Annotated in this window: 19 protein-coding genes; 1 reads left to right on the plus strand and 18 read right to left on the minus strand. The window is 65.7% G+C overall.

The window, feature by feature from the left end:
* Positions 1 to 100: 100 nt before the first annotated feature.
* Positions 101 to 1,879, plus strand: a complete 1,779-nt coding sequence (locus GJV26_RS06700; protein ID WP_371866446.1) for an FAD-dependent oxidoreductase — start codon at positions 101 to 103, stop codon at positions 1,877 to 1,879.
* 27 nt (positions 1,880 to 1,906) lie between these two features.
* Here the strand turns inward: GJV26_RS06700 and GJV26_RS29900 are convergent, their stop codons facing one another.
* The 18 genes from GJV26_RS29900 to gyrA all read right to left on the minus strand — a co-directional run bounded on the left by GJV26_RS29900 (position 1,907) and on the right by gyrA (position 20,655).
* Positions 1,907 to 2,641 (minus strand): PEP-CTERM sorting domain-containing protein, encoded by a 735-nt coding sequence (locus GJV26_RS29900; RefSeq protein WP_216643116.1) that lies wholly within the window; start codon positions 2,639 to 2,641, stop codon positions 1,907 to 1,909.
* Between the two features lie 216 nt (positions 2,642 to 2,857).
* On the minus strand, positions 2,858 to 3,208 hold the full coding sequence (locus GJV26_RS06710; RefSeq protein ID WP_155708152.1) for a ComEA family DNA-binding protein: 351 nt from the start codon (positions 3,206 to 3,208) through the stop codon (positions 2,858 to 2,860).
* A gap of 123 nt (positions 3,209 to 3,331) precedes the next feature.
* A complete protein-coding gene (locus GJV26_RS06715; RefSeq protein ID WP_155708153.1) occupies positions 3,332 to 4,072 on the minus strand; it encodes a LytR/AlgR family response regulator transcription factor in 741 nt (246 codons plus the stop codon).
* On the minus strand, positions 4,069 to 5,121 hold the full coding sequence (locus GJV26_RS06720; RefSeq protein ID WP_155708154.1) for a sensor histidine kinase: 1,053 nt from the start codon (positions 5,119 to 5,121) through the stop codon (positions 4,069 to 4,071). Before GJV26_RS06720 ends, GJV26_RS06715 begins: the two co-directional genes overlap by 4 nt.
* On the minus strand, positions 5,122 to 5,691 hold the full coding sequence (locus GJV26_RS06725; protein WP_155708155.1) for a transcriptional regulator: 570 nt from the start codon (positions 5,689 to 5,691) through the stop codon (positions 5,122 to 5,124).
* Positions 5,692 to 5,826: 135 nt separating this feature from the next.
* Positions 5,827 to 6,768: a D-glycero-beta-D-manno-heptose-7-phosphate kinase gene (gene rfaE1, locus GJV26_RS06730; protein WP_260114798.1), complete on the minus strand. Its 942-nt coding sequence runs from the start codon at positions 6,766 to 6,768 to the stop codon at positions 5,827 to 5,829.
* A gap of 98 nt (positions 6,769 to 6,866) precedes the next feature.
* Positions 6,867 to 8,042, minus strand: coding sequence for a lipopolysaccharide assembly protein LapB (lapB, locus tag GJV26_RS06735; protein WP_155708156.1), 1,176 nt, complete (start codon positions 8,040 to 8,042; stop codon positions 6,867 to 6,869).
* A 76-nt stretch (positions 8,043 to 8,118) separates the two neighbouring features.
* Positions 8,119 to 8,418, minus strand: a complete 300-nt coding sequence (locus GJV26_RS06740) for a LapA family protein (protein WP_155708157.1) — start codon at positions 8,416 to 8,418, stop codon at positions 8,119 to 8,121.
* Positions 8,419 to 8,552: 134 nt separating this feature from the next.
* Positions 8,553 to 8,858 (minus strand): integration host factor subunit beta, encoded by a 306-nt coding sequence (locus GJV26_RS06745; protein WP_130185742.1) that lies wholly within the window; start codon positions 8,856 to 8,858, stop codon positions 8,553 to 8,555.
* A gap of 30 nt (positions 8,859 to 8,888) precedes the next feature.
* Positions 8,889 to 10,565 (minus strand): 30S ribosomal protein S1, encoded by a 1,677-nt coding sequence (rpsA, locus tag GJV26_RS06750; protein ID WP_155708158.1) that lies wholly within the window; start codon positions 10,563 to 10,565, stop codon positions 8,889 to 8,891.
* Positions 10,566 to 10,699: 134 nt separating this feature from the next.
* Positions 10,700 to 11,368 carry a (d)CMP kinase gene (gene cmk / locus GJV26_RS06755; protein WP_155708159.1) on the minus strand — a complete coding sequence of 223 codons (669 nt, stop codon included), beginning with the start codon at positions 11,366 to 11,368 and terminating at the stop codon, positions 10,700 to 10,702.
* Between the two features lie 91 nt (positions 11,369 to 11,459).
* Positions 11,460 to 12,812, minus strand: coding sequence for a 3-phosphoshikimate 1-carboxyvinyltransferase (gene aroA, locus GJV26_RS06760; RefSeq protein ID WP_155708160.1), 1,353 nt, complete (start codon positions 12,810 to 12,812; stop codon positions 11,460 to 11,462).
* 36 nt (positions 12,813 to 12,848) lie between these two features.
* Positions 12,849 to 13,757 (minus strand): prephenate dehydrogenase, encoded by a 909-nt coding sequence (locus GJV26_RS06765; protein ID WP_155708161.1) that lies wholly within the window; start codon positions 13,755 to 13,757, stop codon positions 12,849 to 12,851.
* Between the two features lie 7 nt (positions 13,758 to 13,764).
* Positions 13,765 to 14,886, minus strand: a complete 1,122-nt coding sequence (gene hisC / locus GJV26_RS06770) for a histidinol-phosphate transaminase (protein WP_155708162.1) — start codon at positions 14,884 to 14,886, stop codon at positions 13,765 to 13,767.
* 23 nt (positions 14,887 to 14,909) lie between these two features.
* Positions 14,910 to 15,983 (minus strand): prephenate dehydratase, encoded by a 1,074-nt coding sequence (gene pheA, locus GJV26_RS06775; protein ID WP_155708163.1) that lies wholly within the window; start codon positions 15,981 to 15,983, stop codon positions 14,910 to 14,912.
* Positions 15,984 to 16,178: 195 nt separating this feature from the next.
* Positions 16,179 to 17,267, minus strand: coding sequence for a 3-phosphoserine/phosphohydroxythreonine transaminase (serC, locus tag GJV26_RS06780; protein ID WP_189441850.1), 1,089 nt, complete (start codon positions 17,265 to 17,267; stop codon positions 16,179 to 16,181).
* A gap of 9 nt (positions 17,268 to 17,276) precedes the next feature.
* Positions 17,277 to 17,852, minus strand: coding sequence for a DUF2059 domain-containing protein (locus GJV26_RS06785; RefSeq protein WP_155708164.1), 576 nt, complete (start codon positions 17,850 to 17,852; stop codon positions 17,277 to 17,279).
* Positions 17,853 to 17,925: 73 nt separating this feature from the next.
* Positions 17,926 to 20,655, minus strand: coding sequence for a DNA gyrase subunit A (gyrA, locus tag GJV26_RS06790; RefSeq protein ID WP_155708165.1), 2,730 nt, complete (start codon positions 20,653 to 20,655; stop codon positions 17,926 to 17,928).
* Positions 20,656 to 20,882: the final 227 nt, after the last annotated feature.

The raw sequence follows: 20,882 nt of genomic DNA on the forward strand, positions 1-20,882 counted from the left end.
CCACATCTGCCGAACGGGTTAACCGGCCCGCTCGCCGCACTTCCGGCCAAGGTGATCGGCTACACTGGCGCAGCCACCATCCACCACGCAGGAACCAGCAATGGCCGACATGCACCTTTCCCCACCCCCGATCGATCCCGAACTCATTCCTTCGTCGCCGCGCGGGGAGGCGGCGCCGCACATGCCGCAGAACCTGGAATCGCGGCGGTACCAGATGTTCCCCGTGCTGGCCGAGGCGGAGATCAGGAAGCTGCAGCGCTTCGGCACGCTGCGCACGTACGACAACGGCGTGCGCATCCTCGAAGCGGGGCATACCACGTTCGGCCTGATCGTCACCCTGTCCGGCCACATCGCGATCAGCCGCTACGACGGCCTGGGCAACTCATGGCCGATCACGGAACACGGCCGCGGCGAGTTCACCGGCGAAGTCTCGCAACTGGCCGGGCGCCCTACCCTCGTCAACGCGTTCGCCGTCGGCGAAGTCGAAGCGCTCGTGATTTCCCCCGAGAACCTGCGTGCGCTGGTGATCGCCGAGGCCGAACTGGGCGAGCGCATCGTGCGCGCGCTGATCCTGCGCCGCGTGGGGCTGCTGGAAGCCAATTCGGGCGGCCCCGTGCTGGTGGCGCCGGCCGGCCACCAGCGGCTGCACCAGTTGCGCAGCTTCCTGTCGAGCAACGCCTATCCGCATACCGTGCTCGACCCGAAGCTGGACGAACAGGCGCGCAGCCTGTGCGAGTACTACCAGCCGGGGCCCGACGACTGGCCGCTGGTGGTGTGCCCGGACGGCAGCGTGAAGAAGAACCCGACCAATGCCGATATCGGCCGCTGCCTGGGCCTGCTGCCGGAGCTCGATGAACAGAAGGTGTGGGATGTGATCGTCGTCGGTGCCGGCCCGGCCGGGCTGGCCACGGCCGTGTATGCCGGCTCGGAAGGCCTGTCGGTGCTGGCGCTCGAACAGCGCGCGTATGGCGGCCAGGCGGCGGCCAGTGCCCGCATCGAGAACTACCTGGGCTTCCCGACAGGAATCTCGGGCGGCGCGCTGGCCGGCCGCGCCTACGTGCAGGCGCAGAAGTTCGGCGTGGAGATGGCGATCCCGGCGCCGTCGGCGCGGCTGATCTGCGACACCTATCCGCTCGAGGTGCAGCTTGCCGACGGCAAGCGGATGAAGGGGCGCACCGTGGTGCTGTCGTGCGGCGCGCGCTACCGCCGCCCGGCGCTGGACAACATCGCCCAATTCGAGGGCCGTGGCATCTACTACTGGGCTTCGCGCATCGAAGCCAACCTGTGCCAGAGCGAGGATGTGATCCTGGTCGGCGGCGGCAATTCGGCGGGCCAGGCGGCCGTGTTCCTGGCCGGCCACGCCAAGCGGGTGCACATGGTCATTCGCGGCGAGGGCCTGAAGGCAACGATGTCGACTTACCTGATCGACAGGATCAAGGCCGCGCCGAACATCGAGCTGCACGCGCACACGGAAATCGTGCGGCTCGAAGGCGATGACGACGGGCTGAAAGGCGTGCGCCTGCGTAACAACCGCACCGGCGAAGAACATGACTCCGGCGTGTGCCGCGTGTTCCTGTTCATCGGCGCCGATCCGAACACGGACTGGCTCGGCGACTGCGGCGTGGACGTGGATGCGCAGGGTTTCATCCGCACCGGCCACGACGTGACGAAGGCGCAGTGCCGCGCCAACTTCGACCAGGGCATCTATCCGAAGGACCAGCCGCAGCGCGCGGCGCTGGAGACCAGCGTGCCGGGCGTGTTCGCGATCGGCGACGTGCGGGCCGGCTCGACCAAGCGGGTGGCGGCCGGCGTGGGCGAAGGCGCGCAGGTGGTGTCGCAGATCCACGCGTTCCTGGCCAACCTGCCGCTGGCGGTGTAAGCACCGGCGGGGCCGGCGCTGATCGGCTTATCCGCCGGCGCGGGCGCGGCGGCGCGCGGCGCCGAGGGCCAGCAGGCCGGCGCCCAGCATCGCATGCGTGGCGGGCTCGGGAACCGGGCTGACCGCCGCATCGATGGCGTTGTAGACGATCCGGTTCGACCAGGCCGCGTCCAGCGGATTGCCGTCGGACGTGACCAGGTTGACGTTGAACGCGACCACGGTACCGGCGCCATACTGGCGGTAGCCCAGCAGTGCCGCGCCGTCCTCCCACTCGAGCACCGGCGTCGCGCCTTCGGCGAACGCCGTGCCGACCTCGCGGCCGATCGTCGCGCCGCCCGCTTCCGGCAGGGTCACGCCCTGCAGCAGCCGGTCGCCGGCGGCCAGCGCGGTGATGCCCGGCTGGGTTTCGGCGAGCACGGCATGGTGGTATTCGCCGACGACCGACAGGCCGGCGCCGATGCCCTTGTACGTCATGCTGAGCGGCTGCAGGATCAGTGTGCCGCCGTTGTAGACGAATGCGTCGAGGGCCGCGCCATAAAACGTGGTATCGAACGTGCCGTCGAGAATCAACACGTCCAGGCCGGCCCAGTCGCGCTCGTCGAGCCGCGTGAACGTGCTGACGGTGTCGCCGCGCTGCGCGAGATTGTCGGCCAGTGTCGGGGTATGGAAATGGCTCCAGCCCATGCCGACATTGGCGGCCTGCGCTGGAGCGGCCAGCGCCAGCAGCAGCGCCGCGGTGAGGGTGCCGAACGGTTTGAACATGGGAATCCTCGCCAGGTTTAAAAGTTACTAATGGCAAGTATTATATACAGAAAGAAATATATTCCCTCAATCAATTAGCTGTTTTGCAGGCTGGCGATATCGGCTGTGGCGTATCGGGCACGCGGCCCGGCCGGCGGCAAGGGGCGGCGGATCGCCGCTTTGAATGAAGCAAAAAAACCCGGGCACGGGGCCCGGGTCGTCCGATGCCGGCAAAGCTTACTTCTTCGCCGTGTCCTTTTTCGCTTCCGCCACCTTCACCGGCGCGCCGTCGCGCGATTTGCCATTCACCTGCAGCCCCGCCTCGGACAGCTTGGTGGCGTTCTTCTCCCCGACGCCTTTCACGCGCTTCTCGAAATCGGCCCAGTCCTTGAACTCACCCTTTGCCCGCTCATCCAGGATCGCTTTCGACTTGGTCGGGCCGATGCCCTTGATCGTGTCCAGCGCGGCCTGGTCGGCCTTGTTGATGTCGACCTGGGCAAAGGCGATGCCCATCGTGGCAACGACAGCGGCAACGGCGAGCAATAGTTTTTTCAGCATGGTGACCTCCGTGAGTTGATGGTGACGCATTTGCGCCCCGACACAGAATAGCGGACTGAAGTGGAGTGCACAGCCGGATAACACGCGCCATTGCGGCCGGTCAGCGGGCTCATCGATGAGAGGAACTTCCACCCGGCGCCATTTTTTGCCCGGCTACATGCCGCGGAAGCGCGCCTGGAACCGCTGGCTGACCGGCAGGCGTGCCGGATGATTGCGCAGCGTCAGCCACATGGCACCGTCGGCATCGCGCATGGCGGCGGCGATCCGGCGTACCGCCACCACGTAGCCCCGGTGCACCTGCCAGAAGCCGGCATCGGCGAGCATGTCCGCCAGTTCCTTCAGCGGCGTGCGGATATGGGCTTCAAGGCGGTCGGTAACCACGCGCGTGTACTTGGCCTCGGCGGCAAAATACACGATGTCGTGCAGGTCGATGAAATGAATGGTCTGGCCGACCGATGCCTGGATCCACGCGGGCGCGGCGGCCGGCTGCAGCCGCTGCGCGACCTGCGCCAGGTCCGGCGGCGGCAACGCGATGCGCTCCCGCACCCGTGCCACCGTGCGCGCCAGGCGCACCGGCTCCACCGGTTTCAGCACGTAGTCGAGCGCCCCCTGGTCGAACGCGGCCACCGCATGCTCGTCGTAGGCGGTGACGAACACCACGTGCGTGCGGCCACCGAACGTGCGCGCCACGTCGAGGCCGGAGATGCCGGGCATGCGGATATCCAGGAACGCCAGGTCGGGTGCCAGCTCGCGCCCGAGCCGCAGCGCCTCGTAGCCGTCGGCCGCCTCGGCGACCAGTTCCGCTTCGGGCCACAGCTGCTGCAGCTGCTCGCGCAATGCGCTGCGCAGCAGTGGCTCATCATCGGCGATCAGCATCCGGGGGCGTATCGTCATGCCTGTGCTCCTTCCTTCAGCGGCAATGTGAGCTCGGCCTCGGTCCAGCCGCCGGTGCCGGTGCGCAGTGCGAAGCCGGCGCGCCCGCCATACAGCGCGGCCAGCCGTTCGCGCAGGTTGCGCAAGCCGATACCGCTGCCCAGCACGGTGGCGCCGGGGCCCGCCCCATCGTCGGCGACGAGGATACGCAGCACGCCATCGCCGGCCGAGGCGGATACCCGCACGTTCACCTTGCCGGGCTTGGGCTCCACGCCGTGACGGATCGCGTTCTCCACCAGCGTCATCAAAACCAGTGGCGGCAAATCCGCTCCCAGCAGGCCGGCCGGGCAATCGACCTGCGCGACGAGCCGGTCGCCGAAGCGGATCGCCATCAGCGCCAGGTAGTGTTCGGCCAGCTCGCACTCGCGGCCCAGCGTGGACGACGCGGTGCGCAGGTCGGGCAGCGCCGCGCGCAGGTAGGCGATCAGGTGATCGAGCATGCGCACCGCCTGGTCGGGCGCGTGCAGCGCCAAGTAGCGGGTGTTGGCCAGGGTGTTGAACAGGAAATGGGGCTCGACCTGGGCCTGCAGCGATTTCAGCTGCGCCTGCAATGCGGCGTGCTTCAGGTTCGCCAGCTGCAGCGCCTGGGCCTGGCGCTGGGCGTTCACCAGCGGAACGCCGAACATCGCCACGCCGAATGCCAGCGCGCAGCCGAACAGCTGCGTGTCGTCCAGCATGGCGGGAGTGGCCGTGTCGCACGCGCGATACACGCGCACGGCAACCCACGCGCCCGCCGGCAGCGCCATGGGGATGAGCAGCCAGATCCATAGCCAGCGCGCGGCGGGCGGCAGCACGCGGCGCAGCAATGCCACGCCGGCGTTGACCACTGCCGCCGCGGCAAGCAAGGCCGCGAACAGCGCGCACCATGCCTCGGCATGCAGCAGCCAGCCAGCCCCCGCGAGGCCGGCCGCCAGCGCGGCGCTGATGAAGGCATGGCGCGGCGTGCCGGCGAGCTGGCGCAGCGCCTGCTGCGGGCCGGGCCACGGCGTGGCCGCCGCCGGTTCGCCCATTTACAGCGAAGGCCTGGTGGCCAGGTTCTTGTCCATGCGCAGGCTGTCGACCGGCACGTCCTTGCCGACGACTTCGAGCTTGAGATCGTCGATCCACACGGTGCCCTTGCCGGCGCCGATCACGCCGAAGGCCACCACGCTGGCATCCTGCGGCACGTCCAGCGTGACGCTGCGCGGTTGCCAGCCCGTGGTGCCGCTGATCGGCTTGTCGGCGCTGTTGTAGAAGGCGGCACCGGGCTGGCTGGGGCGATCGACCCGCATCCACAGGCCGCTCCATTTGGAGATATCGCGCGTGCGGACCTGCGCCGTGAAGCGCACCCGCTTGCCCGCATAATCCGCGGCGGAAATCTGCTGCATCAGCGTGCCCCAGCCATCGCCGTCGCCCCGCACCTGCCGCAGGAACTTGGCATTGCCGCCGCGGGCGAAGCCGTCGGCATCGATGCCGATTTCATACTGGTCGGGCGCCTGGCCCGCCTTGACCCAGGGGTCGCCCAGGCTCTTCGCCGGCGAGGCAATGGCAACGACTGAAGCGGCGGCAATGGCCGCCATGACGACGAGATGCGGTTTCATACGGTGCTCTCCGAAAGGCATGACAAAGGTGTCATGCCGTTACTGTGCCGCCTGACCTGCCCCTGTGGCAGCGATGCGACGGGCGCGCCGCCCGCCGGACGAACGCCGCACCGGCGCGATGAACGCGCCGGCCGGTCAGCCGCCGAACAGCTCTTCGCGCGTGACGGTGGCGGTGCCCAGCTTGCCGACGACGATGCCGCCGGCGCGGTTGGCCGTCTGCACCGCGTCCTGCCAGCCTGCGCCGGCGCCCAGCATGGCCGCCATCGTGGCGATCACCGTGTCGCCCGCGCCGGAGACGTCGAACACCTCGCGCGCGGCGGCCGGGATATGGAACCGGTCATCCTTGGTGTACAGCGTCATGCCCTCTTCCGAGCGGGTCAGCAGCAATGCCTCGAGCAGCAGCGATTCGCGCAGGTTCTGCGCCTTCGCCGTCAATTGCTCCTCGCTGTTCCAGCTGCCGACGATGCGTTTCAGCTCGCCCTTGTTCGGGGTGAGCACCGTGGCGCCCGTGTAGCGGGTGAAATCGTCGCCCTTCGGGTCGACCATCACGATCTTGTTGGCGGCGCGCGCGGCCATGATCATGTCGGACACGTTGACCAGGCTGCCCTTGGCATAGTCGGACAGCACGATCACATCGTGGTCGGGCAGCAGCGCGCGGTATTGCAGCAGCTTGTCGCGCAGGACCACGTCGCTGGGCGGTTCCTCGAAATCGATGCGCAGCATCTGCTGCTGGCGGCCGATCACGCGCAGCTTGATGATGGTGGAGATCGCCTCGTCGCGCTTCAGGTAGCTGTGGATGCTGCCGCCGGCCAGCAGCTGTTCGACTTCGGTACCCGCTTCATCGGCGCCGACGACGCCCAGCAGGCCGGCGCGGGCGCCCAGCGCCGCCGCGTTGCGGGCCACGTTGGCGGCGCCGCCCAGGCGCGCTTCGCGTTTTTCGACGCGCACGATCGGCACCGGCGCTTCCGGCGAAATACGGGCGACTTCGCCGAACCAGTAACGGTCGAGCATGACGTCGCCGACGACGAGGAGGCGGACTTTGTCGAGGGCGGGAGGAGTGTAGGTGGTGAGGGTCAAGGCGGATCCTTCAGATTTCGCGTCTCGGGCCGAGGCGAATCGTTGATTCAACAATGCCAACCCCGGCCGTTCGCCGTCGGGGCTGGCGTGCAGATGGGTCAGTTCATCACATTCAGTTCTTCGGTGCGGCGCGGCGGGTAGGTTTCCCAACGGCTACAGCCCGGGCAGTGCCAGTAGAACTGGCGCGCCTTGAAGCCGCAGTGGCTGCACTGGTAGCGCGCCAGCTTTTGCGTGTAGCCGTGCACCAGGTTCTGCACCAGCGACAGCTCGGCCAGCACGGTCGGCGAGGCGTCCAGCATGCGGGCTTCCAGGAACTTGTCGAGGCCCAGCAGGGTCGGCGTGCGGCGCAGCTCGTCGCCGACGAGGTTGCGCGCGGCTTCCACGCCTTCCAGGTCCAGCACGGCCTTGAACACCACTTCCAGCAGGTCGATCGACGAGGCCTGCTGCAGGTACGACTTCAGCAGCGACAGTCCTTCTTCCGAACGATTGACCTTCCTGTAGCCATCCATCAGCCGCTGGGCGACCAGCGCCACGTGCGGCACGCTCTGCTGCTCGACACGGCGCCACATCGCCAGCGCGCCTTCGGCATCGCCCCGGGCCAGATGCACGTCGCCGCACAGGATGGTGGCGCGCACGCTGGTGCGGTCGGCCTGCAGCGCCTTGTCCAGCAGCGGCATCGCTTCGTCGGGATGCATGTGCACCAGCGCATCCTGCGCCAGCTCGCAGTAGAACTGCGCGATCTCCTTCTGGCGCGAACCGGCGCCCGCTTCCTGCAGCGCCAGCGCGGCTTCGATGGCGCGCTGCCATTCCTTTTCGCGCTGGTAGATTTCCAGCAACGCGCGGCGGCCCTGCACCGCGTACGAGGTGTCCAGCAGGCGGGTATAGGTTTCCTCGGCGCGGTCCAGCAGGCCGGCTTTCAGGTAATCCTGGCCCAGTTCATATTCGGCGTGCGCGCGCTCGTCGGCCGGCAGGTCGGGGCGCGACAGCAGGTTCTGGTGCATGCGGATCGCCCGTTCGGTCTCGCCGCGGCGGCGGAACAGGTTGCCGAGCGCGAAGTGCAGCTCGGTCGATTCCGGGTCCTGCTTGACGATGTCGATGAACGAATCGACCGCCTTGTCCGGCTGGTCGTTCAGCAGGTGGTTCAGGCCCTTGAAGTAGCCGCGCGGCAGCGTGCGCGATTCCGATACCAGTTGCCGGATATCGACGCGCGCGGCAATCCATCCCAGGCCGAAGAATGCCGGGATACCCAGTAACCACCAGAGTTCGAATTCCATGTGTTCTTGTTTGTTCTTGTTTGTGCTTCGATAAAACGTGAGGGCGCGCACCGGACCATATCGTCGCGCGGCGGCATCACTGCTGCGCGTTCACGCTGTCGGGCGCGCGGTTGACCTGCAGCGCGGCGCTTTGCAGGGTGGCGATGGTGATCTTTTGCCGCGTCGCTTCGCGGCGCTGGCGAACGATCGAGGGAGTCAGGGCGAGCACGCCGAGGGCGGCGCCGGCCACGAAGAAGGCCAGCAGCAGCAGCACCAGGGGGCCGCGCAACTCGTAATTGAGGAACAGGTGCAGGTCGACTTCCTGCGTGTTTTTCAGGGCGAAGCCGAAGAACAGCACGAACAGCACGATGCCGACGACAGTGGAAATGATTTTCATGCTTTAGCGTTCCCGTTTGCTTCCCGTATCAGAAGACCGGATATTACCGCTTTTGGGGCCGATCCCGAAACGTCCGGACGATAAAAAAGGGCAGGCTCGCGCCCGCCCCTTTTCGACTATCCGGTGCAGAGACTTCAATCCTCGATGATCGGTTGCCCGACCATCGCATCCACACGCTCGCGCAACTGCTTGCCCGGCTTGAAGTGCGGCACCCGTTTTTCGGGCACCATCACCTTGTCGCCGGATTTCGGGTTGCGGCCGATGCGCGGTGGCCGGCTGTTCAGGGCAAAGCTGCCGAAGCCCCGGATCTCGATGCGCTGGCCGGCCGACAGGGCACCGGTCATCGCGTCGAGAATGGTCTTCACGGCATACTCCGCATCCTTTGCCACCAGCTGCGAATAACGCTCAGCCAGGCGGTTGATCAGTTCGGACTTGGTCATCTGCGTTCCAGAAAAAAAGTCTGTCGGTAATTAGTTCTTATTATCGAACTTGGCCTTCAGCAGTGCGCCCAGGCTGGTGGTGCCCGATGCGGCGTTGCTGTCGGATGCCATCTTCTGCATCTGCTCGGCGGTTTCAGCATTGTCCTTGGCCTTGATGGACAGCTGGATGCTGCGTGCCTTGCGGTCGATGTTGATGACCAGGGCTTCGACGGAGTCGCCAACCTTCAGGTGCGTGCCGGCATCTTCCACGCGGTCGCGGGAGATTTCGGAAGCGCGCAGGTAGCCTTCGACTTCTTCGTTCAGCTGGATCACGGCGCCTTTCGGCTCCACCGATTTCACGGTGCCGGTAACCAGCGAGCCTTTGTCGTTCAGGGCTGCGAAGTTGTTGAACGGGTCGCCTTCCAGCTGCTTCACGCCCAGGGAGACGCGCTCGCGCTCGACGTCGATGGCCAGAACAACGGCTTCCAGTTCGTCGCCCTTCTTGAACTTGCGCACGGCTTCTTCGCCGGCTTCGGTCCAGGACAGGTCGGACAGGTGCACCAGGCCGTCGATGTTGCCGGCCAGGCCGATGAACACGCCGAAGTCGGTGATCGACTTGATCGCGCCGCGCACTTTGTCGCCCTTCTTGTGGGTGACGCCGAAGTCATCCCAAGGATTGGCCTTGCACTGCTTCATGCCCAGCGAGATACGGCGACGCTCTTCGTCGATCTCCAGGACCATGACTTCGACTTCGTCGCCCAGCTGCACGACCTTGTTCGGGGCCACGTTCTTGTTGGTCCAGTCCATCTCGGAAACGTGCACCAGGCCTTCGATGCCCTGTTCCACTTCCACGAACGCGCCGTAGTCGGTCAGGTTCGTCACTTTGCCGAACAGGCGGGTGCCTTGCGGGTAACGACGGGACAGACCGGTCCAAGGATCGTCGCCCAGCTGCTTCACGCCCAGCGAAACGCGGTTCTTTTCCTGATCGTATTTCAGGACTTTCGCGGTGATTTCCTGGCCAACCGTCAGCACTTCCGACGGGTGACGCACGCGGCGCCATGCCAGGTCGGTGATGTGCAGCAGGCCGTCGATGCCGCCCAGGTCCACGAACGCGCCGTAGTCGGTGATGTTCTTGACGACGCCGGTCACGACCGTGCCTTCCTTCAGCGTTTCCATCAGTTTCTGACGCTCTTCGCCCATCGATGCTTCGATGACGGCGCGGCGGGACAGAACGACGTTGTTACGCTTGCGGTCCAGCTTGATGACCTTGAATTCGAGGGTCTTGCCTTCGAACGGGGTCGTGTCCTTGACCGGACGGGTGTCGACCAGCGAACCCGGCAGGAATGCGCGGATGCCGTTGGTCAGAACGGTCAGGCCGCCCTTGACTTTGCCGTTCACGGTACCGGTGACGATCTCGCCCGATTCCATTGCTTTTTCCAGTGCCAGCCACGATGCCAGGCGCTTGGCCTTGTCGCGCGACAGGATGGTATCGCCGAAACCATTTTCCAGCGATTCGATGGCCACGGAAACGAAGTCGCCTACTTTGACTTCCAGTTCGCCCTGGTCATTCTTGAATTCTTCAACGGGGATGAAAGCTTCCGATTTCAGGCCGGCGTTCACGATCACGAAGTTGTGATCCAGACGCACGACTTCAGCGGAGATCACTTCGCCAGAGCGCATGTCTTGACGTGACAGGGACTCTTCGAAGAGGGCTGCGAAACTTTCCATTTAAATTAATTCCAGGTTATCCAGCAAGGCTCGCAAAATGCGACTTCAACTGGGTTAGGGGTTGATACATGCCGGGGGCGGACAGAGCACGCCCCGGCTCCAAGCTCACACTGCTCGACTACGACTCTACTCAGCTACCTCCCGGCGGCCGCATACCATCCCAGCACCTGTTCTACGGCGGCTTCCACCGTCATGTTCGAGGTATCGAGTACATGCGCCCCCTCTGCGGGGACGAGAGGTGCGATGGCCCGGTGGGTATCCCGGTCGTCGCGCGCTTTCAAATCCATCAGGAGGTCGTCCATGTTAGCAGAAAATCCCTTGCCGATCAATTGCTTATAACGGCGATCCGCGCGCGCTTCGACACTTGCAGTCAGGAACACCTTTAATTGTGCGTGGGGAAAGATTACTGTGCCCATGTCGCGGCCGTCTGCCACCAGGCCGGGGGCCTTGCGAAACCCCAGCTGCAGGCCGAACAGCGCCTGGCGCACCGCGGGCAAGGCGGCGATCTTCGACGCCGTATTGCCCACCTCCTCCGCGCGGATCGCTTCCGTCACGTTCTCGTTGGACAGGAAAATGGCATCGCCGGAAAAGTGGATATGGAGGTGCTCGGCAAGTTTCGCAAGAGCATGCTCATCGGTCAGCGGCGTCTGGCGGCGCAGCGCCTGCAGCGCCGTCAGGCGGTACAGCGCACCGGAATCGAGCAGGTGGAAGCCGAGTTTCTCGGCGACCTTGTGGGCAACGGTCCCCTTGCCGGAGGCGGTGGGGCCGTCGATCGTGATGACGGGAATGTTCGTGGTAGGCATGAAGCGGATTTTAACCCGCTTATAAATGAGGGACGGACCCTGTTTTTAAGGAAATTTCCTCAAAAACAGGGTCCGTCCCTATTTTTTGCTTTTAATATTTGGCGTCGTGCGCGATACCCGCGAACGCGGTGAAGTAGTCGGGGAACGTCTTCGCCACGCATTTCGGATCGTTGATGCGCACCTCGGCGCCACGGCGCGCGGCGCCGTCGAGGGAGGCCAGCGAGAAGCACATCGCCATCCGGTGGTCGTCGTAGGTGTCGATCGCGGCGGCCGACAGCACCTTCGGCGGCGTCACCTTCAGGTAGTCGGCGCCCTCCTCCACGTCGGCGCCCAGCTTGCGCAGCTCGGTGGCCATGGCGGCGATGCGGTCGGTTTCCTTGACGCGCCAGCTGGCGATGTTGCGCAGCGTGCTCGTGCCTTCGGCATACAGCGCGGCGATCGCGATCGTCATCGCGGCATCCGGGATGTGGTTGAAATCGGCGTCGATGGCCTGCAGCGGACCGGAGGATTTCGCTTCGATCCAGTTGTCGCCCATCGTGATCTGCGCGCCCATCTGCTGCAGCGCGTGCACGAAGCGCACGTCGCCCTGGATCGAATCGCGCCCCACGCCTTCCACCCGTACCGGGCCGCCGGCGATCGCGCCGGCCGCCATGAAGTACGAGGCCGACGACGCATCGCCTTCCACGTGGATGTTGCCCGGGCTCTGGTAGCGCTGGCCGGATGGAATGGTGAACGACTGCCATTCATCCTGCTCCACCGTTACGCCGAAGCGGCGCATCAAGTTGAGCGTGATCTCGATGTACGGCTTCGAGATCAGCTCGCCCTCGACCTCGATCGTCACGGCATGGGCATCGGCCATCAGCGGCGCCACCATCAGCAGCGCGGTGAGGAACTGGCTCGACACGTTGCCGCGTACCGACAATTTGTTCGTATCGAACCGGCCATCGCGGATATGCAGCGGCGGGTAGCCGGGGTTGCCCGTGTATTCGATGCTGGCGCCCACGGCGTTCAGCGCGTCGACCAGGTCGCCGATCGGCCGTTCATGCATGCGCGGCACGCCGCTCACTTTATAGTCGCCGCCGATCACGGCCAGCGCCGCCGTCAGCGGGCGGATCGCCGTGCCGGCATTGCCCATGAACAGCTCGGCCTGGCGGTTCGGGAAGCTGCCGTTGGCGCCCTGCACGCGGTGGATCGTGCGCGCGGTGCCGTTCACGGCGGACGTGGGTTCTTCCGTCCATTCGACGCCCAGCGCGCGCAGGGCGGCCAGCATCACCTGCGTGTCGTCCGAATCGAGCAGGTCGACGATCTTGGTTTCGCCTTCGGCCAGCGCGGCCAGCAGCAGGATGCGGTTCGAGATGCTCTTGGAGCCCGGCAGGCGGACAACGCCTTCCACGTGCATGACCGGCTTCAGGTCGATGTAGGGCGGGTGGTTCTGCTCAGCCATGATGGATATCCTTTGTACTTTGTGATGCGTGCAGGATCATTCTGCATTGTCTTTGGGGGGCGGCGTTTCGGCCGCCTCGATCGCCTCGATCCAGCGCCGGCGGGCGCGCTGCGCGTTGCCGTACACGGCTTCGAGGGTGGCGCCGTCGCCTGCCGCCAGGCGTTCGCGCAGGTGCGCCAGCTGCGCCATGTAGGCGTCGAGCTCGGCCAGCAGCGCGGCCCCGTTGGCCAGGCTGATGTCGCGCCACATTTCCGGCGACGAGCCGGCGATGCGCGTGAAATCGCGGAAGCCGCTGGCGGCATACTGGAACAGCAGGTCCGCGTGCGGCTTGCCGGCGATGTCGTCGACCAGCGCATAGGCCAGCAGGTGCGGCAGGTGGCTGACGGAGGCGAACACCTTGTCGTGCTCTTCCGGCGTGAGGCGATGGATGATCGCACCGCAGGCCTGCCATGCCGACGTCACGCGCTCCACGGCCTGGGGCGGATTTTCCGCCAGCGCCGTGACGACGAATTTCTTGCCGACATAAAGGTCGGCGATCGCCGCATCCGGCCCGTTGGTTTCGCGCCCGGCGATCGGATGGCCCGGCACGAACTGGCCGATGCGCGCGCCCAGCGCGGCGCGCGCGGCCGCCACGACATCGGCCTTGGTGCTGCCGCAGTCGGTGATGACCGTGTGCGCGTCCAGGTACGGCAGCAGCGCGGCCAGGATGCGGCCGGTCTGCGCCACGGGGGTGGCCAGCACCACGAGATCGGCCCCCGCTATCGCCTTCGCCACCGCTTCCGGCGCGGTGGCCGCCTCGTCGACGATGCCCAGTTCCACCGCGCGCAGCGCCGAGGCTTCGGAGCGGTCGATGCCGACCACGTGCCGCACGCGGCCCGCGGCCTTCAGCGCACGCGCGAACGAGCCGCCGATCAGGCCGACGCCATAGATGACGACCTTGTTCATGCCACCATCACTCTGCCTGGCCTTCGGCCAGCGCCTTTTGCAGCGCCGAGATCAGCACCGCGTTCTCCTGCGGCAGGCCGATGGAAATGCGCAGCCATTCCGGCAGGCCGTAATTGCCGACCGGGCGCACGATGACACCCTGCTTGAGCAGCGCCAGGTTGACGCGCGCCCCGGCGCCCGGGTCGTCGCCGACCTTGACGAGCACGAAGTTGCCGTACGACGGCACGTACTGCAATCCCATCTGCTCGAACGCTTCGACGAACTGCCGGTAGCCGGCGGCGTTGTTGCGCGCGCCCTGCTCCAGGAATGCCGTGTCGTTCAGCGCCGCGATCGCGGCGGCCTGGGCCAGCGAATTGACGTTGAACGGCTGGCGGATGCGGTTCATCAGGTCCGTCAGGTGCGGCTGGGCCAGGGCGAAGCCCACGCGCAGGCCGGCCAGGCCATAGGCCTTCGAGAACGTGCGCGACACCAGCAGGTTCGGGTACTGGCGCACCCAGGCGGCCGACTCGTACTGGTCTTGTGCGGCCAGGAATTCGTTGTAGGCCTCGTCCAGCACCACCACCACGTTCGGCGGCACCTTCCGCAGGAACGCTTCGATCTCGGCGCCGGGAACGAACGTGCCGGTCGGGTTGTTCGGGTTGGCGATGAACACCAGACGGGTATCCTCCTCGATCGCGTCCAGCATCGCGTCCAGGTCGTGGCCGTGGTCCTTCGCCGGCACCACGATGTGGCGCGCGCCGAGGCCCTGCGTGGCCAGCGCATACACGGCGAACGAGTACTGCGCGTAGACGACCGACTGGCCCTTCTCGACGAACGCGTGGGCGGCGATTTCCAGGATATCGTTGGAGCCGTTGCCGAGCGTGACCCACTCGGCCGGCACGTCGTAGCGCTTGGCCAGCGCCTGTTTCAGGTCGAAACCGTTGGCATCCGGGTAGCGGCCCAGTTCGGCGATGGCCTGCGCCATCGCCTGGCGGGCCGATTCGGGCACGCCGAACGGGTTTTCGTTGGAAGCGAGCTTGACGATGTTCGCTTCGTCGAGGCCGAACTCGCGCGCCACTTCCGAGATGGGCTTGCCTGCCTGGTAGGGAGCGATCGCGCGGACGTAGTCGGGACCGAACTGCTTGGACATGGTTTCTCTCTCTGTTTGTAAATTCAGTTCAGGCTGGTCGGGTAGGAGCCCAGCACCTTGAAGAAGGCGGCGTTACTGTTGAGTTCGGCAAGCGCCTGCGTCACGGCCGGGTTCTGGACGTGGCCTTCGATGTCGACATAAAAATAGTACTCCCACGTGCCCACGCGCGCGGGGCGCGATTCGAAGCGCGTCATCGACACGCCGTGTTTCGCCAGCGGCGCGAGCAGCTGGTACACGGCACCGGCCTTGTTCGGCACGGCCAGCACCAGCGACGTGCGGTCGCTGCCCGAAGGCCCCGGCTGCAACTGGCCGACGATGACGAAGCGGGTACGGTTGTGCGGATCGTCCTGGATGTGGCCGTTGACGACGCCCAGGTTGTACTGCCCGCCGGCGATCTCGCTGGCGATCGCCGCCACCGTGGGATCGAGGCTGGCCAGGCGGGCCGCCTCGGCGTTCGACGCGACGGCGCGCCGCTCCACGTGCGGATAGTTCTCGTTGAGCCAGACCTGGCACTGCGCCAGCGCCTGCGAATGCGCGCAGATGGCGGTGACGCCCTCCATCGTGCCGGTCTTCGTCATCAGGCTGTGGTGCACGGCGATGGCCACTTCGCCGCTGATGATCAGCGGTGTCTGCAGCAGCAGGTCGAGCGTGCGGTTGATCGCGCCTTCGGACGAGTTCTCGACCGGGACGACGCCGAATTCGGCGGTGCCGGCCTCGGTGGCGCGGAACACCTCGTCGATCGACGCGCACGGCAGCCCTTCGACCGCATGGCCGAACTGCTGGTACACGGCCTGCTCGCTGAATGTGCCGGCCGGGCCCAGATAGGCGACGGTGACGCGCTTCTCCAGTGCCCGGCAGGCCGACATGATCTCGCGGAAGATCGTTTGCGCCTCGGCGTCGCCGATCGGGCCGGGGTTGCGCTCGGCCACGCCGCGCAGCACCTGCGCTTCGCGCTCGGGACGGAACACCGGCGCGTTGGTTTCGGCTTTTACATGCCCCACTTCCTGCGCGACCTTGGCGCGCTGGTTCAGCAGGGACAGGATCTGCGCATCGATCGAATCGATCTGGTCGCGCAGGGGTTTCAGTTTGTCTGTCATGGTTGGCTTTGATCTTTGCGAAACGCCGGCCGGAGCCGGCAAATGCAAGTGAGAGTTACCGGCGGAGGCCCGGCCTTGCAAGGCCGGACCGTTCAGCAGGCGCAGAGCATGCTCCGCGAAGGTTCAGCCTTACATGGCTGAACCGCTCAGCAGGCGTAGAGCGTGCTCTACGAAATCCCTGCCTCGCCCCCTGCCTCACCGCCCCGCGAACTCGTTCAGGTAATCGACCAGCGCCTGTACGCCTTCGATCGGCATCGCATTGTAGATCGATGCGCGCATGCCGCCGACGGACTTGTGGCCCTTCAGCTGCAGCAGGCCGCGCGCCTTGGCGCCGGCGAGGAATGCTTCGTTCTGCGATTCGTCGCGCAGGTAGAACGGTATGTTCATCCGCGAACGGTATGGTGGGGCGACGCGATTCCGGTAAAAATCGTCCGCATCCAGTGCCGCGTACAGCAGCCCGGCCTTTTCGATATTGCGTTGCTCCATCGCCGCCACGCCGCCGTTCTTCAGCAGCCACTGGAACACCAGGCCGGCGATATAGATGCCGTAGGTGGGCGGCGTGTTGTACATGGATTCGTTGTCGGCCACGTTCCTGAAATCGAACGCGGACGGGCAGACCGGCAATGCGTGCCCGATCAGGTCGTCGCGCACGATGACGACGGTCACGCCGGCCGGGCCGATGTTCTTTTGCGCGCCGCCGAATATCAGGCCGTATTTTGCCACGTCGACCTGGCGCGACAGGATGTGCGACGACATATCGGCCACGATCGGCACGCCGGCCGGCACATCCGGCACAAAATCGATCTCGACGCCGTCGATCGTCTCGTTGGTGCACAGATGCAGGTAGGCCGCATCCGGCGTCAGGTTCCACTCCGACTGCGGCGGCACCGTCGTGAAGCCGCTGGCCTCGGCCGAGGCGGCCACGTTCACCTTCGCGTAGCGTGCCGCTTCCTTGATCGACTTGCCGGACCACGAACCGGTGCGGATGAAGTCGATCGTCGCGCTCTCGCCTTTCCTGCCCACCAGGTTCAGCGGGATCACGGCATTCTGCGACAGTCCGCCGCCCTGCATGAACAGGATGCGGTAGTTGTCCGGCACGGCCAGCAGCTCGCGCAGGTCGCGCTCGGCGGCGCGGTAGATCGAGATGAACTCGGGGCCGCGGTGGCTCATCTCCATCACCGACATGCCGCTGCCGTGCCAGTCCAGCATTTCGGCGGCGGCCTGCTGCAGCACTTCTTTCGGCAGCACGGCCGGGCCGGCGGAGAAGTTGTAGATCGTGCTCACGGTGTTTCCTTATTTCTGTTTCTGGTTCAGTTCCTGCATCAGCTTGTTCATGCGCGGCGTGATGATCTGCTGCCCGACCTGCATGCCTTCGCCCATCAGTTGCGGCATCAGGCGCAGCGACTTGACGCCCACCGGCGTCTTGTAGAAGGTGGCCAGCTGGCGCATCTCGTCGACCGTGTAGTGGCGCGCGTAGATCGGCACCATGGCTTCGAGCATCTCGTCCACCAGCGCCGGGTCGGCGTACATGCGGCCGATCGCGTCCACCACCTTCGGCAAGCCCTGCTCCAGCTCGGCCAGCTTTTTCGTGCGCTCCGCATCGGACAGTTTCGGATCGTTGCGCACCGCGCCCTCGGCGCCGGACTTGATCATGGCCGGCATCGCGGCGGTCATCTGCCTGAACGATGCCGACACCACGTTACGGTAATCCATGGCCACCAGCAGCTCGCGCACGGCGGCGGCGGCGGCGGGATCGACGGCGGCCTGGGCGGCCGGCGCCGGGACGGCGGCCTGGGCCAGCGCGGACGAACTGGCGGTGGAAGCAACAGCGGCAACGGACAACAACAGGACTGCGGCGATTTTTTTCATATTCTTATGCACATTTCGTTGGTCTGAAAAACCGCGGGCCCGTTCGATCGCTCGGACGGGCCCGCGGGCTGGCTTATTCCGCTGGAGAATCGTCGGCTGGCAAATCGTCTCCGGCCGCATCGTCGTCCGCAGAATCGTCGCCCGCGGAATCGTCGTCCACGGTACCGGCGGCGCCCGCCACGACCGGCATCTCGGCGGCCGCTTCGATCAGGCTTTCCACCTCGTCCGCATCCGGCTCGACGATGCGCTGCAGGCCGGACAGGTGCGTGCCGTCCTCGACGGCGATCAGCGTGACGCCCTGCGTGGCGCGGCCCATCTCGCGGATCTCGGACACGCGGGTACGGATCAGCACGCCGCCGGTCGTGATCAGCATGATCTCGTCGTTCGGTTCGACCAGCGTGGCGGCAACGACTTTACCGTTGCGCTCGCTCGTCTGGATCGCGATCATGCCCTTGGTGCCGCGGCCGTGGCGGGTGTACTCGGTGATCGGGGTACGCTTGCCGTAGCCGTTCTGGGTGGCGGTCAGCACGGTCTGCTGCTCGTTTTCGGCAACCAGCAGCGCGATCACGTTCTGGCCTTCGTCCAGGTTCATGCCGCGCACGCCGCGCGCCGTGCGGCCCATCGGGCGCACGTCGTTCTCGTCGAAGCGCACGGCCTTGCCGGCGTCGGAGAACAGCATCACGTCGTGCTTGCCGTCGGTGAGCGCGGCGCCGATCAGGAAGTCGCCCTCGTCCAGGTCGACGGCGATGATGCCGGCCTTGCGCGGGTTGGAGAAGTCGCGCAGCGGCGTCTTCTTCACGGTGCCCAGGCTGGTGGACATGAACACGTAGTGATCTTCCGGGAACGAGCGGTTCTCGCCCGACAGCGGCAGCACCACGGTGATCTTTTCATTGTCCTGCAGCGGGAACATGTTGACGATCGGCCGGCCGCGCGAGTTGCGCGAGCCTTGCGGCACTTCCCACACCTTCAGCCAGTACATCCGGCCGCGGTTGGAGAAGCACAGGATGTAGTCGTGCGTGTTGGCGATGAACAGCTGGTCGATCCAGTCCTCGTCCTTGGTGGCCATGGCCTGCTTGCCGCGGCCGCCGCGCTTCTGCGCGCGGTATTCGGAGATCGGCTGCGATTTCATGTAGCCGAGGTGCGACAGCGTCACGACCATGTCCTGCGGCGTGATCAGGTCTTCCGTGCCCAGGTCGGTGGCGTTGTGCTCGATCACGGAGCGGCGCGCATCCTTGGCGCCGTATTCGGTGACGGCGGCCGTCAGCTCGTCGCTGATGATCGTCGTCACGCGGGCCGGCGTGGCCAGGATGTCCAGCAGATCGGCGATCTGCGCCATCACGTCCTTGTATTCGTTGACGATCTTGTCCTGTTCCAGGCCGGTCAGGCGCTGCAGGCGCATCTGCAGGATTTCCTGCGCCTGGTCGTCGGACAGCTTGTACAGGCCATCGGGCTGCATGCCGTAGTGCTTCGGCAGGTGCTCGGGGCGGAACGCATTGATGTCCACCTTGTCGCCGTCGCCGGTGCGTGCCAGCATTTCGCGCACCAGCGACGAATCCCAGGCGCGTGTCATCAGCTCGCTCTTCGCCACCGGCGGCGTGGGCGCGGCCTTGATGATGGCGATGAAATCGTCGATGTTGGCCAGCGCCACGGCCAGGCCTTCCAGCACGTGGCCGCGTTCGCGCGCCTTGCGCAGCTCGAACACGGTGCGGCGCGTGACCACTTCGCGGCGGTGCGACAGGAACACCGACAGCAGGTCCTTCAGGTTCATCAGCTTGGGCTGGTTGTCCACCAGCGCCACCATGTTCATGCCGAACGTGTCCTGCAATTGCGTCTGCTTGTACAGGTTGTTCAGCACGACTTCCGGCACTTCGCCGCGCTTCAGTTCGATCACCACGCGCATTCCCGATTTGTCGGACTCGTCGCGGATATCGGAAATGCCTTCGAGCTTCTTGTCGCGCACATTCTCGGCGATGCGCTCGAGCAGCGACTTCTTGTTGACCTGGTAAGGCAGCTCGTCGACGATGATCGCCGTGCGGCCGCCATCCTTGCCGTATTCCTCGAAGTGGGTCTTGGCGCGCATGACCACGCGGCCGCGGCCGGTACGGTAGCCGTCACGGACGCCCGAGACGCCGTAGATCGTGCCGCCGGTCGGGAAGTCCGGTGCCGGGATCAGCTCGATCAGTTCGTCGATCGTGCAATCCGGGTTGGCCAGCACGTGCAGCGCACCGCTGATCACTTCGGCCAGATTGTGCGGCGGGATGTTCGTCGCCATGCCCACCGCGATACCGGACGAGCCGTTGATCAGCAGGTTCGGCACGCGCGTCGGCAGCACCGTCGGCTCTTTTTCCTTGCCGTCGTAGTTCGGCTGGAAGTCGACGGTTTCCTTGTCGATATCCGACAGCAGTTCGCCGGCGATCTTGTCCAGGCGGCACTCGGTATAACGCATGGCGGCGGCGGCATCGCCGTCGATCGAGCCGAAGTTGCCCTGGCCATCGACCAGCGTGTAGCGCAGCGAGAAATCCTGCGCCATCCGCACCAGCGTGTCGTAGATCGACGCGTCGCCGTGCGGGTGGTATTTACCCATCGTTTCGCCGACCACGCGGGCGCACTTCACGTAGGCGCGGTTGTAGTGATAATTACTTTCGTGCATGGAGTACAGCACGCGGCGGTGTACCGGCTTCAGGCCATCGCGTGCATCCGGCAAGGCCCGGCCCACGATCACGCTCATGGCGTAATCGAGGTAGCTCTTGCGCATCTCTTCTTCGAGGGAAATAGGGATTGTTTCTTTTGCGAATTGATCCATTGGCGGGTCGATCTTCTCTGACGTTGGTTCAGGCTGCTTGGGCGTGCAGACAATCGCACGATTTTACCATGGGGGCATGTACCCCGGCCGATCCGGTTCTTTCCCCTCGGCCACACGGCGCCATGCCCGCGAAAAGCGCGGCACAATGGGTCCCGTCGAGGCCCCCTGGCACGGTTTCGCGGCAAGGAACGCATGCAGGCCGCCGGGAGGCCCGCATGCCGGCCTCA

Source organism: Pseudoduganella dura, assembly GCF_009727155.1.
Classification (GTDB): domain Bacteria; phylum Pseudomonadota; class Gammaproteobacteria; order Burkholderiales; family Burkholderiaceae_D; genus Rugamonas; species Rugamonas dura.

Bases quoted from the DNA above. Each gene is read 5' to 3' on its own strand.
- GJV26_RS06700 (WP_371866446.1), top strand. From the start codon at position 101: ATGGCCGACATGCACCTTTCCCCACCCCCGATCGATCCCGAACTCATT.
- GJV26_RS29900 (WP_216643116.1), bottom strand. From the start codon at position 2,641: ATGTTCAAACCGTTCGGCACCCTCACCGCGGCGCTGCTGCTGGCGCTG.
- GJV26_RS06710 (WP_155708152.1), bottom strand. From the start codon at position 3,208: ATGCGTCACCATCAACTCACGGAGGTCACCATGCTGAAAAAACTATTG.
- GJV26_RS06715 (WP_155708153.1), bottom strand. From the start codon at position 4,072: ATGACGATACGCCCCCGGATGCTGATCGCCGATGATGAGCCACTGCTG.
- GJV26_RS06720 (WP_155708154.1), bottom strand. From the start codon at position 5,121: ATGGGCGAACCGGCGGCGGCCACGCCGTGGCCCGGCCCGCAGCAGGCG.
- GJV26_RS06725 (WP_155708155.1), bottom strand. From the start codon at position 5,691: ATGAAACCGCATCTCGTCGTCATGGCGGCCATTGCCGCCGCTTCAGTC.
- lapB (WP_155708156.1), bottom strand. From the start codon at position 8,042: ATGGAATTCGAACTCTGGTGGTTACTGGGTATCCCGGCATTCTTCGGC.
- GJV26_RS06740 (WP_155708157.1), bottom strand. From the start codon at position 8,418: ATGAAAATCATTTCCACTGTCGTCGGCATCGTGCTGTTCGTGCTGTTC.
- GJV26_RS06745 (WP_130185742.1), bottom strand. From the start codon at position 8,858: ATGACCAAGTCCGAACTGATCAACCGCCTGGCTGAGCGTTATTCGCAG.
- rpsA (WP_155708158.1), bottom strand. From the start codon at position 10,565: ATGGAAAGTTTCGCAGCCCTCTTCGAAGAGTCCCTGTCACGTCAAGAC.
- cmk (WP_155708159.1), bottom strand. From the start codon at position 11,368: ATGCCTACCACGAACATTCCCGTCATCACGATCGACGGCCCCACCGCC.
- aroA (WP_155708160.1), bottom strand. From the start codon at position 12,812: ATGGCTGAGCAGAACCACCCGCCCTACATCGACCTGAAGCCGGTCATG.
- GJV26_RS06765 (WP_155708161.1), bottom strand. From the start codon at position 13,757: ATGAACAAGGTCGTCATCTATGGCGTCGGCCTGATCGGCGGCTCGTTC.
- hisC (WP_155708162.1), bottom strand. From the start codon at position 14,886: ATGTCCAAGCAGTTCGGTCCCGACTACGTCCGCGCGATCGCTCCCTAC.
- pheA (WP_155708163.1), bottom strand. From the start codon at position 15,983: ATGACAGACAAACTGAAACCCCTGCGCGACCAGATCGATTCGATCGAT.
- GJV26_RS06785 (WP_155708164.1), bottom strand. From the start codon at position 17,852: ATGAAAAAAATCGCCGCAGTCCTGTTGTTGTCCGTTGCCGCTGTTGCT.
- gyrA (WP_155708165.1), bottom strand. From the start codon at position 20,655: ATGGATCAATTCGCAAAAGAAACAATCCCTATTTCCCTCGAAGAAGAG.